Here is a 13372-nt window from a genome sequence, read left to right on the forward strand (position 1 = left end):
AAGGACGAATCGAAATTCATCCTTTTCATATTTTACTTATACATCATCAAACTTAGTTTGCTTTTGCAACAGGGGCAGCAGCAGTTTCATCGTTTGCCGCTTTGAACGGAGATGTATAGTTTAAGCCAAGCGTAGAACTTGTGTACTGACGAACTTTGTCGAGTAGCACAGGGTCTTTGCTTAAGTCTTGCTTATAAGAAACCACAATTTCATGAAGCTTCTGGTTCCACTTACCTTCAGTTTGCTCTGGGAAAGCTTTTTCAAGCAAGTTAAGCATGATGTATGGAGAAGTCGAAGCACCCGGAGACGCACCTAACAATGCAGTTACAGCACCATCTTTAGAGGCAAAGATTTCTGTACCGAATTGAAGTGTTGCAGGTTTACCTGGTTCTTTCTTGATGATCTGAACACGTTGACCACCTTGGCTTAAGCGCCAGTCTTCAGCTTTCGCATCTGGGTAGTACTTACGAAGTTCGTTTAGGCGGTCCTTGTCCGACATCATCACTTGGCTTACCAAGTACTTAACAAGATCAAGGTTTTCTAAACCAACAGTCGTCATTGGTAAGACGTTGTTTTTGTTTGTTGATGCAAGCAAGTCAAGCTGAGAACCATTTTTCAGGAACTTGTTTGAATACGTTGCAAATGGACCAAACAATACATATTTTTTACCGTCGATATAACGTGTATCAATATGTGGTACAGACATTGGAGGCGCACCAAGTTCAGCACGGCCATATACTTTCGCAGTGTGCTGAGCAGTAATTGCAGGGTTGTCAGTAATTAAGAACTCACCACCTACAGGGAAGCCAGCATATTGTTTTGCTTCTGGTAAACCAGTAAGTTGCAATAATTTAACTGCTGCACCGCCTGCACCGATAAACACAAAACGTGTTTTAACGTGGTCTGTTTTACCAGTTTTCAAATCTTTGAAAGACACCGTCCAAGTTTTGTCATCATTTTGGCTGATGCCAGTCACTTCAGTTGAAGTCTGTAATTTGAAGTTCGGATTTTGGCTTAAGTGTTTCACTAACTGATTCGTGATTGAACCGTAGTTTACGTCTGAACCAACTTCCATACGAGTCGCTGCAACTTTTTGAGTTGGATCACGATCGTTCATCACTAAAGGTGCCCATTGTTTAATTACAGCTGGGTCTTCAGTAAATTTCATGCCTTTGAACAACGGGCTTTGAATCATGGCAGCATAACGTTTTTCTAAGAACTGAACGTTATCGCCCCAAACAAAAGCAATGTGTGGAACTGGGTTAATGAATGTTTTCGGTTCAGCTAAAACACCTTGTTTTACCTGATATGACCAGAACTGTTTTGCTACTTCAAACTGAGAAGCAACTTTTTCAGCTTTGGCAATTTCCATCTTACCGTTTTTCTCTTCGGTATAGTTCATTTCCATAAAGCCAGAGTGGCCTGTTCCGGCATTGTTAAAGCCGTTTGAACTTTCTTGAGCAACTTGGTCAAGACGTTCATACATACGAATTTGCCAATTCGGTTCAAGCTCAGTGAAATAAGTACCGAGAGTGGCACTCATGATGCCGCCGCCAACAAGAACGGCATCAACAACTGGCTCATCTTTTGCAGTTTGTACCTGTTTTGACGCAATCGGTCTAAACAAGAAAACAATACCTGCAATTAAAATAAGAATGATTAATACCAGAAGGTATTTCAAAAACTTTTTCATGCAAGGGGAACCTTAAAATAAGTTATTTGAGTCACTTAAGGTGTGAGGAAACCTAGACAGCGTATCCAGACAAAACGGATATAAATGCGAAAATAAAATTCTCCAAAACAGAGAACTTTGAAAAAAGAAAAATTACTTGGGATTATCGCAAACACTCTATATTTTAGACTAATTTTGCATTGACAAGACAATTTTTATAATAAATGGGTTCTATTAAAATCATAAATATGATTTATATTTGATCAAATTAGGCTTTTATAAGATTGTTTTTAGATTTTATTTTAATTTAAATAATTGAAATTTAATAAATAAAATAATATTGATTAAACTTGAATCACTTAATAGTAATATGCCTATAAAAATAAATTAATTTTTATTTTCATACCCGATTTATGTAAATGTTCACCTTATAGTCGCTTATTTTTTGTCATACATAGTTCTTATTAATGCTTCTGCGTTACGTATTAAATTTAGGGCATATTCCTATATAAGAAATATGCCCTAAATGGTTTTATGAAGCTACATAGAAAGGTGCAGTTGAACGTGGTAATGCTTCACGTCCACGAATTTGGTCTGCAATTTTCTCAGCTATCATAATGGTAGTTGCATTTAAGTTACCGGTAATAATGAGCGGCATGATTGAGGCATCAACCACACGCAAACCATTCATACCGTGTACACGGCCTTGACCATCTACAACAGCCATTTCGTCTTCGCCCATCTTACAGCTACAAGACGGGTGGTAAGCTGTTTCTGCATGGTTACGAACAAAGTCATCAAGCTCTGCATCTGTCTGCAAATGTTTGCCCGGACTAATTTCATCACCACGATATGGATCAAGCGCAGGTTGCTGCATGATTTCACGCGTAATACGGATTGCATCACGGAACTCACGCCAGTCTTGTTCAGTCGACATGTAGTTAAACAAGATACTTGGGTGCGCAAATGGGTCTTTCGATTTAAGTTTGATACGACCGCGTGAAGGCGAACGCATTGAACCCACGTGTGCTTGGAAGCCATGTTCTTTTACAGCATTACTACCGTTGTAGTTAATAGCTACGGGTAAGAAATGGTATTGAATGTTTGGCCACTTAAACTCATCCGAACTACGGATAAATCCACCCGCTTCAAACTGGTTGCTTGCACCAATACCTGTACCATTGAATAACCACTCGGCACCAATGGCAGGTTGGTTATACCATTTTAAAGCCGGATATAAAGAAACGGGTTGCTTACATTTATACTGTAAGTACATTTCCAAGTGATCTTGCAAGTTTTCACCCACACCCGGCAAATCATGAACCACATCAATGTCCATTGATTTTAAGAAGGTACTTTGACCTACACCTGAGCGCTGTAAAATTTGCGGTGATGCAATTGCGCCTGCACAAAGTAATACTTCGCGTTTAACCAATGCGCGTTGCAGGTTGTTTTGGTCAGCACCAATAATGTATTCAACACCAATCGCTTGCTTTTGATTAAACAAGATTTTGTTGGTCGTTGCATGAGTCAAAATAGTCAGGTTTGGACGGCCTTTCGCCATATCCAAATAACCACGTGCGGTACTTGAACGACGGCCTTTAGGCGTAACCGTACGGTCCATTGGACCAAAACCTTCTTGTTGGTAACCGTTTAAGTCGTCAGTACGTGGGTAACCTGCCTGTACACCTGCTTCAACCATGGCATGGAACAGCACGTTGTTGCCATTTTTTGGTGTAGCCACTGATACAGGACCGCTATCACCATGATAGTCATTGCCACCAATGTCACGAGTTTCGGCTTTTTTGTAGTAAGGCAAACAATCGGCATAAGTCCAGTTTTCAAGGCCTTTATGGGTTGCCCATTGTTCTAAATCCATGGCGTTACCGCGGATATAGCACATACCATTAATTAAAGATGAGCCACCTAAGCCTTTACCACGACCACACTCCATACGACGGTTGTTCATGTGTGGCTCTGGGTCAGTTAAATAAGCCCAGTTATAGCGACGACCTTGAAGAGGGTAGGCCAAAGCTGCCGGCATTTGTGTACGGAAATCCAAGCGATAATCTGGTCCACCTGCTTCTAACAGTAAAACGGTGGTATCTTTGTCTTCAGTAAGACGCGCAGCGAGTACATTTCCGGCAGATCCTGCGCCAATAATAATGTAATCATATTCTTTAATATTCATAACTATCCTTTTTTTACTAACAGTTTGCCTGAGCAATCTATAAAGACTGCTCGGCATATGTGATTTAGGTTGAAGGTTTTAGTGCGATTGAGGCATTAAAAAATGCTTTGATAATCGCCAAGTTCAACTTGAATAGATTTGATACGGGTATAGTGCCCAAGCGTGGTTAAGCCATTTTCGCGGCCCACACCAGATTGCTTGTAGCCACCGACTGGCATCTCGGCAGGTGATTCACCCCAAGTGTTAATCCAGCAAATACCAGCTTCAATTTGGTGAATAATGCGATGAGCGCGGCTAATATCTTGAGTGACTACGCCAGCAGCTAGACCAAAGGTCGTGTCGTTGGCACGTTGAATCACTTCTTCTTCGGTTTCATAGCTTAAAATGCTCATAACTGGTCCAAAAATTTCTTCTTGAACAATCGCCATCTGGTCAGTGCAGTCGCTAAATACAGTCGGTAGTACATAAGCGCCTTTGGCAAGTTCGCCTTCGGTCGCACGACCACCACCGATTAACACTTTAGCGCCTTGTTGTTTGCCCGACTCAATGAAAGACAACACTTTTTCCATATGAGGGAAGCTAGTGAGCGGACCAAAGTTTGTGTCTTCAGCCATTGGGTCACCAATGCGAATGCGTTTTACACGTTCTACAACCGCTTTTTCAAAGTCGGCTAAACGTGATTTTGGAACAAATACACGGGTACCGTTGGTACATACTTGACCTGAGCTAAAGAAGTTCGCCATAACCGCAATATCTGCTGCACGGTTAATGTCAGCATCTTCACAAATAATGAGTGGTGACTTACCACCAAGCTCCATGGTCACTTCTTTAAGGGTAGAGCCAGCAGCGCTTGCCATGACTTTTTTGCCAGTTTCCACACCACCCGTGAATGAGATTTTTTCAATCACAGGATGTTCAGTCAGCCATTGACCAATTTCACGACCAGCACCCTGTACTACGTTAAATACGCCGTCTGGTAAGCCAGCTTCTGTATAGATTTCTGCAAGTTTTAATGCAGTAAGTGGCGTTGTTTCGCTTGGCTTGAAAATCATGGCATTGCCAGCAGCAAGGGCAGGGGCAGATTTCCATAAAGCGATTTGGATTGGATAGTTCCACGCACCAATACCTGCAACCACGCCTAAAGGTTCACGGCGTGTATAAAAGAAACTTGATTCGCGAAGTGGAACTTGTTCGCCCTGAATAGCTGTTGCAAGTCCTGCGTAGTATTCGAGTACATCTGCACCAGTCACAATATCGACGGTAGATGTTTCGCTATAGGCTTTACCGGTGTCGAGTGTTTCAAGACGGGCAAGCTCATCATTACGTTCACGGAGAATATCGACAGCGCGACGTAAAATACGTGAACGCTCCATAGCGGTCATGGCTGCCCAGATTTTTTGTCCTTGTTGAGCACTTTTTACAGCAGCTTCAATATCTTGTTCAGATGCCTGTTGAAGAGTCGCGATTGTTTCGCCGTTGGCAGGGTTAATACTATTAAATGTTTTACCACTGGTTGCTTCAACGTAGCGTCCATGGATATACAGTTGATAAACTTGTACATCACTCATTTTGTCTCTCCTGCAAAGGCTTGTTCGCAAATTGCAATTGCGTTTTTACATAATCGTAAGCAATGGAACGGGCCAGCTCGCTATCAAATTCATTGTGACGGCTTAAACTGCCACGTAGCCATAATCCATCAATCAATGCTGCCAGACCTCTTGCGGCAACACTGGCCTGTTGTTCATCCATTAACTTGAGAAAATAAAACTTCAAGTTGGAATACAGGCGTTGATCATTAATCTTTTGCAAACGGCTCAGGTCCGGTACATGCATACTTGCAGACCAAAAGTCTAACCAGACCCGCATTGCTTTTTCATTTACCTGACTAATGTCAAAGTTAGAGTCAATAATTGCCTTAATCTGGCTTTCCGGATGCGAATCTGCTTCTGCTCTGTATTGTTCGGTTTTCCGACGCAAAACATTGAGCATTTCTTGCATACAGGTATTTATTAACCCTTGTTTGTCGCCAAAATAATGGCTGACAATACCGGTCGACAACTCGGCTTTTTTTGCAATTTGTGCAATGGTGGTATTGGATAACCCCACTTCATAAATTACGTCGAGTGCAGCGTTCATAATCTCTTCACGGCGCACATGCTCTGGTTTTACTCTGCGTTTTGTCATGATTTTCCACATCAGCACTTTTAGGGGTGCTTTAAATTCAGCATGTTAACTTGCAGAGCATCATAGCACTTTTTTTATCATACTTGTTATTGATTGAACGTTCAATCAATAACAAGTATGATGTGTAAAAATCAATGAATTTTTGAATCTGACTTCGGGGAAGAAGAGGTAGAATCAGAAGTTCTTACGGATAGGATGATGCGCATAAGTCCAGTACTTATCACGTTATTTTGGAAAAAATACACCGATTGCAAGGAGCAATAAGATGGTGTTGAAAAGTGATGGATATTCTTCAGACCATATTCGGTTAAATCGTTTCGTATTTTGGAGTTCGGCAGTCAGTATCGGCATTTTTGGCCTATTATTTGTACTGTTTCCAGAAAAAAGTCAGTTTTGGCTGACCTATGTGCAAGAGCAGGTAAACCACTTTTTTGGGTGGTATTACATGTTAGTCATTGTGCTGTGTTTAGGCTTTGTGGCTTGGCTTGCCTTCTCAAAAGTGGGACAGATTCCTTTAGGAAAAGACCACGACAAACCTGAGTTTGGTTATTTGGCTTGGACCTCTATGTTGTTTTCAGCAGGTATTGGTATCGCGCTACTTTATTATGGTGTTGCGGAACCAGTTGACCATTTTCTAAGACCGCCAGAAGGTGAGGCCGGTACTATTCAGGCCGCCCGCAATGCCATGACCTATAGCTTTTTGCACTGGGGTATTCATGGCTGGGTGCTTTATGCCTTGCTGGGTGTGACATTAGGTTATTTTGCCTTTAGACAAGATTTACCACTCGCACTACGTTCGGCACTCTATCCAATTTTTGGAGAGCGAGTACATGGTCTAGTTGGCGATTTTGTTGATGGCTTTGGTATTTTAGCAACTGTCATTTCATTAGTGACCAACTTAGGTATTGGTGCTTTGGTGTTAGTTTCAGGTATTTGTTATTTAATTCCTGAAATACCGCATAGCTCTGCAACTTTAATCACTGCAGTTTTAATCATGATGTTTGTGGCGACAGTCACTACAGTGATCGGGATTGAAAAAGGCTTAGCATGGTTATCGCGTATTAATTTACGTTTGCTCTATGCTTTACTTTTATTTGTATTTTTAACCGGACCGACTAACCATTTGTTAAATGGTCTTGTACAAAATACGGGCGATTACCTTAATAATTTTATGGGTAAAAGTTTTGATATGTATTTATACAATCAAAAAGCCAGTGGCTGGTTGGGTTCATGGACTGTGTTTTATTGGGCATGGTGGATTGCTTGGGCACCTTTTGTAGGAATGTTTATTGCCCGAATTTCTAAAGGCCGAACCATTCGAGAAGTGGTTTTGGGTGTATGCCTCATTCCACTAGGTTTTACCTTGGCTTGGATCTCGATTTTTGGAAATACTGCAATTCATTTTATTCTTAACCAGAAACAGAAAGTTTTAGGTGATATGGTTTTAAGTGACCCTGCGTTGTCATTATTCAAATTACTCGAATATCTCCCGTTTAATCCGTATATTGCCGGGATTGTTGTTGTAATTTGTTTCGTTTTATTTTTGACACCGGTTGGGTCTGGTACACTAATGATCGCCAATTTGTCCTCGAAAGGGGGCACCAGTGATAGTGATTCACCGATCTGGTTACGCATCTTTTGGTCCGTGGTCATTACCATTGTAAGTATCGGCTTATTATTAGCAGGTAGTTTTAACTCCATGCAAAGTGCAGTGGTGTTATGTGGTTTACCATTTTCTGTGATTATTTTGCTTTATATGTTTGGCCTAGCCAAAGCCCTAAAGCAAGATGATTTTGACCCGAATGTTGCGAAAAAGCAGTTAGCTATTTCAAAAGACATTTCTATTCCATCGAATTGTGACCAGAACAAAGTGACCGAAGTTTTATAACCTTGGTTCATCACATTTATTTATATTTTTTGCGTTCAAAGCAGTCTTTTCATTATTGTTAAATAGTGAAAAGACTAAATTGAATATTTTATTTTTCTTCTATTCCTTGAGGATTGTATGGCAACAGATAATCCAAGAGCAGTTGATGATTTAACATTATCTAAATCTAAAAAAGACCCGCTTAACCGTGTGGTTTTTTATATTTCAGCTCTAATCATTTTAATCTTTTCTCTCGTTACTTTTTTATTTAACGATTTCGCAAATCGAACCATTAACACCGTTCTTGCGTGGGTAACGTCAACCTTTGGCTGGTATTATTTACTGGCTGCTACGCTGTATATGGTGTTTGTAATTTTCATTGCCTGCTCACGATATGGTGAAATTAAACTTGGTCCTAAACACTCAAAGCCTGAGTTTAGTTTACTGAGTTGGTCTGCCATGCTGTTTTCGGCAGGTATTGGTATCGATTTAATGTTCTTCTCGGTGGCCGAGCCATTATCTCATTATATGCAGCCACCTGTTGGTGTAGGCCAGACCTATGAAGCGGCACGCCAAAGTATGGTGTGGACGCTGTTTCACTATGGTTTGACCGGATGGTGTATGTATGCCTTGATTGGTATGGCACTTGGTTATTTCAGTTATCGCTATAACTTACCGCTTACCATTCGTTCTGCACTTTACCCAATTTTTGGGAACAGAATTAATGGGGCAATTGGCCATAGTGTAGATACTGCCGCCGTCATTGGGACAATTTTTGGTATTGCGACCACCTGCGGGATTGGCGTGGTACAGCTGAACTATGGTTTACATGTTTTATTAGGACTGCCAGAGAATATCTGGATGCAGTTTGCACTCATTGCTATTGCAGTCGGTATTAGTATTATTTCAGTGACATCTGGGGTAAATAAAGGCCTTCGGATTTTGTCTGAAATCAATATTTATGTATCGATTGGTCTTTTACTGTTTATTTTGTTCTTGGGCAATACCGAGTTTTTACTCAATGCGCTGGTACAAAATATTGGTGATTATTTAACTCGCTTCCCAACCTTAGCCTTACAAAGTTTTGCTTTTGAGCAACCTAAAGATTGGATGAGCAGTTGGACTTTGTTCTTCTGGGCATGGTGGATTGCTTGGTCGCCATTTGTAGGGTTGTTTTTGGCTCGTATTTCTAGAGGCCGTACTATTCGCGAGTTCGTGTGCGGGACTTTAATTATTCCTCTGCTATTTACCTTAACGTGGTTATCCATTTTTGGTAATAGCGCATTGCACAGCGTGATTTTTGAAGGCAACCAGACTTTAGCTGCAACGGTATTATCTAATCCGGCACATGGTTTTTATGACCTGTTAGCGCAGTATCCGGGCTTTACTTTCATTGCTTCAGTCGCAACAGTAACAGGCCTTTTATTCTATGTGACTTCTGCCGATTCGGGGGCATTGGTTTTAGGTAACTTCACGACCAAGCTTACCCATATTGATAATGATGCGCCGCGTTGGTTAAGCGTGTTTTGGGCAATTGCCATTGGCTTATTAACGCTCGCTATGCTGATGACCAACGGGATTACCGCTTTGCAAAATGCAACCATCATTATGGGACTGCCGTTTAGTTTCGTGATGTTCCTTGTGATGGCGGGGCTTTATAAATCGCTCAGACTTGAAGACTACAGGCATGCAAGCCGAAGTATGAACGCAGCACCTGTGGTGGGTAACGTCGACATTCTCAATTGGAAACAGCGTTTGAGTCGGGTTATGCATCATCCGGGAACCTCTGAAACCAGACGAATGCTCGATACCGTTTGCAAACCTGCTGTTCAGGCCGTAGCTGACGAACTCATTAAGCAAGGTATGAACGTAGATGTGCAGCAAACCCCACTTGAAGATGAAGAGGCACTATATCACCTCGATATCACCATTCATTTGGAAGAAGAGCAAAACTTCGTGTATCAGATTTGGCCAGTCCGTTATAGCGCGCCTAACTTTAGTCAACGTGTAAAACGAGGCAAACAGTTCTATTACCGTCTCGAAACTTATCTTTATGAAGGTTCTCAAGACAACGACCTTGTTGGTTACAGTAAAGAGCAGGTCATTAATGATATTTTAGATAAATATGAACGACATATGACGTTCTTGCATATTAATCGTATTAGCCCTGGGAACCGTCCATTATTCCCAGATCCGCAAGCTTAAGGGGAATATGCATGGTCTCACCATATCTGCATTCTTTTGCTTTATTTTTCTCTTTGCTCAATCCTTTTTTAATGAGCATTTATATGATTGGCCTGATCCGCCATTCAGAAACCAAGGTGTTTAACAAAGCCTTAATTCAGGGGAGCTTGATTGCTTATATCGTCTTTATGCTGTTTGCATGGGGCGGTGAAGCAATCTTTAGTAAATACCTGAATGTACGCTTTGAGGCTTTCCAGATTTTTGGTGGCCTTATCTTTTTGGTGATTGGCTATCGCTACGTGTTTCAGGGGGCCGACACCATTGGTGAAATGCGCGGTGCTCCTGAGCATTTAGCTGGAACCATCGCGATGCCTTTTATGATCGGGCCGGGTACCATTAGTGCGGCTGTGGTGACAGGTATTGAAATGTCGATTGGTGCTGCGGCACTTGTGATCGGATTTACCATGTTTTTAACATGCAGTATTTTGATTTTGATGAAATTTTCACATGATCATTTACGCTACAAACATGCAAAATACATCGATCGCTATTTTGATATAGTCGGGCGTTTATCTGCTTTATTAATCGGTACGATTGCTGTTGATATGATTATTAATGGTATTACCGGACTGATCCATAAAGTATAGTCAGGCTCATATAAAACGATGCTATGTCATTTAAAATGGAACAAAATGGCATAGCATCTTTTGATTACTTTTGGCTGCTTCTCAAATTTTTATTTAAGAAAAACTAAAAAATAATTAAAAATAATAGTTTAAAAAATATTCGTTCAAAAAAAGAATTAAGAATATTAAAAAATACGATGCTATGTTGTGGATTTAAGCATGTTTTTTTTGTGAATTATCAACCATAATGTTTTCTGAGCTTGTTTGAGACAGAGTTGAGTCAAGCCTACATTAGATGAAATGACAACCGTAACTGATGATCAGTCAGAATTAACCATGTCAGTTTTAATGACACCGGACATGGCAAATTTTTCAGGTAATGTTCATGGTGGAACAATTCTAAAGCTGCTAGACCAAGTGGCCTATGCTTGTGCAAGTCGTTATTCAGGCAGCTACGTCGTAACGTTGTCTGTAGATAAAGTGAATTTTAAAGAACCGATTTATGTGGGCGAACTCGTTACATTTTTAGCGAGTGTCAACCATGTGGGTCGTACTTCAATGGAAGTGGGTATTCGTGTAGAAGCACAGAATATTCAAAAGCGTACCGTGCGCCACACCAATAGCTGTTATTTCACGATGGTTTCGGTTGATGAGAATGGTAAACCTCGTGAAGTGCCTCAATTAAAACTCGATACAGAGTGGAAACGCTGTCGATTTGAAGCGGCAGAACACCGCAAGGTATTACGCCTACAAGAAAATCATAATCCTTCTTGTAGCATGTATAAAAAAACTTCTTAAAAAGAAAAACGACTAAAATAAAAAAGATCGAACCGCAGCATGGTTCGATCTTTTTTTATTCACTGAAATTCAACTTCCTGTTTCGTTTCAGCAAAATTATCTCTGAGCTTGGAGGAGAGTACAGAGATAATTATTGAGCAGCAGGAGCAGCTTCAGAAGCAGAACCTACCGCTTCAGATGCAGCATTTGCAGTGTTTGCTTGTTCTTGAGTTGAAACTACAACTTTATCTTCTGCTGGAGCATGAACTTTATCATGTTTAGAAGCAGCAAAAGTTGAAGCAGCAGTTAAAGCTAGGGTAGTAGCGAGTAAAGTTTTAGCTAATTTCATTTTATGGCATCCTTAAATTCATTAAAAAATAAATCAAACCTAATCGTTCAACCTAACGGAGATAAAACATGTATGGCTAAATGACTAAGCTAGGACACATGCTAAGCCGAGCTTTGGATTACATCAATTAACTTAACAATCTATTACGCCTATCTTAACAATATGAAATATACGAGCCGTTTATGTGCGTCTACTGTAAAATTAAAGCGCTAGTTGAACGCTAAAAATGTGAAAGAATATTTCTTGTTGAGTAAAAAAAAGCCAAATTGTTTACGTAAACAAAACACTTTGGCATGAATTATGAATGCCTATAAATAGAATATTCCGTTTAATTCTTTTTTATCTAAAGTTAATTTAAATAATTGATGAGATTTATGTCACATAAAGGTTATTTTAGCCGGATAATTGAAAACTATAGCTTCAAAATGAAAAAACATTTTCATAGTAGTTAAACAGTGATATACCTTTTTTAGTTTTTAAACCTTGTTGATTTGAGCCACCTGTGAAAATTTTAGCCCAAAAAACTGTTCCTACCCATATTATTTCAGGGTTTTTAGGAGCAGGGAAAACGACGTTATTGCAGCATTTGTTAAGTCAGAAACCCAAAAATGAAGTGTGGGCGGTTTTAATGAATGAGTTTGGGCAAATTGGAGTAGATCAACAGCTTTTACCACAAGATCAGGGCTATGCAGTAAAGGAATTATTGGGCGGCTGTTTATGTTGTAGTAGTCAACTCCCAATGCATATTGCTTTGGCTCGCTTGTTAAGTGAACAAAAGCCAGACCGACTTTTTATTGAGCCTACTGGGCTTGGGCACCCTTCGCAATTATTTGATCAATTAACCGAACCGCATTGGCAAAACAGCTTGGCTATGCGTGCATTGATTACAGTTGTCGATGGTAGCCGTTTGCATGACACCAATTGGGTTAAACAAAACCTGTATGAAGATCAGTTAAAGGCTGCACAAATTGTGGTGGTCTCTCATGCTGACACCATGACTTTTGAAGATGAACAGGCACTGGTTGAGCTTAAAGAAGAATACCAACCTTATCAGCAGCAATGGCTAAAGACCGAGCATGGTCAACTTGAACTAGCACAAATTGATGTGCCTGCTCGTTTAACTGCACGCTCTATACAACCTTTACTGAAGCTTCAAAAACAAATGACCGAAGCTGAAGTTGCTAAAGAAATTCATCAATTGCCATATCACTATGTTGAGTCGGCACAAGGTTATATTGTGGCGGGTTGGAAATTACCTAAACGTTGGAAATTTGAATTTTATGCTCTGCTCGATGTGTTATGTGCACAGAAAGACTGGCTACGTATTAAAGGAATTTTTAATACAGATCAGGGATGGAAGACCTTTAACTTTAATCCTGAACAGTTTAACTATAAGTCTGGTGAAGAAGGGATTGATAATCGTATTGAAATGATTAGTCAACATGACCACGACTGGCTGGCCTTTGAAACTGAATTATTAGCGTGCAGAATTGCTGAATAGAGAATATTGAAAAGATAGTTC

10 protein-coding genes are annotated in these 13372 nt (G+C 40.4%); 5 read left to right on the plus strand and 5 right to left on the minus strand.

Features of this window, described 5'->3' with window-relative positions:
* Positions 1 to 52: 52 nt before the first annotated feature.
* The 4 genes from mqo to betI form a co-directional block, all read right to left on the minus strand.
* Positions 53 to 1693, minus strand: coding sequence for a malate dehydrogenase (quinone) (gene mqo, locus HMPREF0014_RS07725; RefSeq protein WP_004888296.1), 1641 nt, complete (start codon positions 1691 to 1693; stop codon positions 53 to 55).
* Positions 1694 to 2204: 511 nt separating this feature from the next.
* Positions 2205 to 3863 (minus strand): choline dehydrogenase, encoded by a 1659-nt coding sequence (gene betA, locus HMPREF0014_RS07730; RefSeq protein ID WP_004888295.1) that lies wholly within the window; start codon positions 3861 to 3863, stop codon positions 2205 to 2207.
* Between the two features lie 95 nt (positions 3864 to 3958).
* Positions 3959 to 5431: a betaine-aldehyde dehydrogenase gene (betB, locus tag HMPREF0014_RS07735; protein WP_004888293.1), complete on the minus strand. Its 1473-nt coding sequence runs from the start codon at positions 5429 to 5431 to the stop codon at positions 3959 to 3961.
* The gene (betI, locus tag HMPREF0014_RS07740; protein ID WP_000166965.1) at positions 5424 to 6047 is read right to left on the minus strand and encodes a transcriptional regulator BetI; all 624 of its coding nucleotides are present in this window, start codon (positions 6045 to 6047) and stop codon (positions 5424 to 5426) included. The genes betB and betI overlap by 8 nt, the downstream gene beginning before the upstream one ends.
* 265 nt (positions 6048 to 6312) lie before the next feature.
* On the opposite strand from betI, the gene HMPREF0014_RS07745 reads away from it, so the two are divergent.
* The 4 genes from HMPREF0014_RS07745 (at position 6313) to HMPREF0014_RS07760 (ending at position 11522) form a co-directional block, all read left to right on the plus strand.
* Positions 6313 to 7935, plus strand: coding sequence for a BCCT family transporter (locus HMPREF0014_RS07745; protein ID WP_004888292.1), 1623 nt, complete (start codon positions 6313 to 6315; stop codon positions 7933 to 7935).
* Between the two features lie 117 nt (positions 7936 to 8052).
* A complete protein-coding gene (locus HMPREF0014_RS07750) occupies positions 8053 to 10119 on the plus strand; it encodes a choline transporter (RefSeq protein WP_004888290.1) in 2067 nt (688 codons plus the stop codon).
* 11 nt (positions 10120 to 10130) lie between these two features.
* The gene (locus HMPREF0014_RS07755) at positions 10131 to 10745 is read left to right on the plus strand and encodes a MarC family protein (RefSeq protein ID WP_002054351.1); all 615 of its coding nucleotides are present in this window, start codon (positions 10131 to 10133) and stop codon (positions 10743 to 10745) included.
* A gap of 279 nt (positions 10746 to 11024) precedes the next feature.
* Positions 11025 to 11522, plus strand: coding sequence for an acyl-CoA thioesterase (locus HMPREF0014_RS07760; RefSeq protein ID WP_006581210.1), 498 nt, complete (start codon positions 11025 to 11027; stop codon positions 11520 to 11522).
* Positions 11523 to 11652: 130 nt separating this feature from the next.
* Here the strand turns inward: HMPREF0014_RS07760 and HMPREF0014_RS07765 are convergent, their stop codons facing one another.
* Positions 11653 to 11850, minus strand: a complete 198-nt coding sequence (locus tag HMPREF0014_RS07765) for a hypothetical protein (protein WP_002054416.1) — start codon at positions 11848 to 11850, stop codon at positions 11653 to 11655.
* A 502-nt stretch (positions 11851 to 12352) separates the two neighbouring features.
* Between HMPREF0014_RS07765 and HMPREF0014_RS07770 the strand changes: the two genes are divergently transcribed.
* Positions 12353 to 13351, plus strand: coding sequence for a GTP-binding protein (locus HMPREF0014_RS07770; protein ID WP_004888286.1), 999 nt, complete (start codon positions 12353 to 12355; stop codon positions 13349 to 13351).
* Positions 13352 to 13372 lie beyond the last annotated feature (21 nt).

This window comes from Acinetobacter sp. RUH 2624 (genome assembly GCF_000162375.2).
GTDB lineage: Bacteria > Pseudomonadota > Gammaproteobacteria > Pseudomonadales > Moraxellaceae > Acinetobacter > Acinetobacter nosocomialis.

Bases quoted from the DNA above. Each gene is read 5' to 3' on its own strand.
- HMPREF0014_RS07745 (WP_004888292.1), top strand. From the start codon at position 6,313: ATGGTGTTGAAAAGTGATGGATATTCTTCAGACCATATTCGGTTAAAT.
- HMPREF0014_RS07760 (WP_006581210.1), top strand. From the start codon at position 11,025: ATGACAACCGTAACTGATGATCAGTCAGAATTAACCATGTCAGTTTTA.
- HMPREF0014_RS07750 (WP_004888290.1), top strand. From the start codon at position 8,053: ATGGCAACAGATAATCCAAGAGCAGTTGATGATTTAACATTATCTAAA.
- HMPREF0014_RS07765 (WP_002054416.1), bottom strand. From the start codon at position 11,850: ATGAAATTAGCTAAAACTTTACTCGCTACTACCCTAGCTTTAACTGCT.
- mqo (WP_004888296.1), bottom strand. From the start codon at position 1,693: ATGAAAAAGTTTTTGAAATACCTTCTGGTATTAATCATTCTTATTTTA.
- betA (WP_004888295.1), bottom strand. From the start codon at position 3,863: ATGAATATTAAAGAATATGATTACATTATTATTGGCGCAGGATCTGCC.
- HMPREF0014_RS07755 (WP_002054351.1), top strand. From the start codon at position 10,131: ATGGTCTCACCATATCTGCATTCTTTTGCTTTATTTTTCTCTTTGCTC.
- betB (WP_004888293.1), bottom strand. From the start codon at position 5,431: ATGAGTGATGTACAAGTTTATCAACTGTATATCCATGGACGCTACGTT.
- betI (WP_000166965.1), bottom strand. From the start codon at position 6,047: ATGACAAAACGCAGAGTAAAACCAGAGCATGTGCGCCGTGAAGAGATT.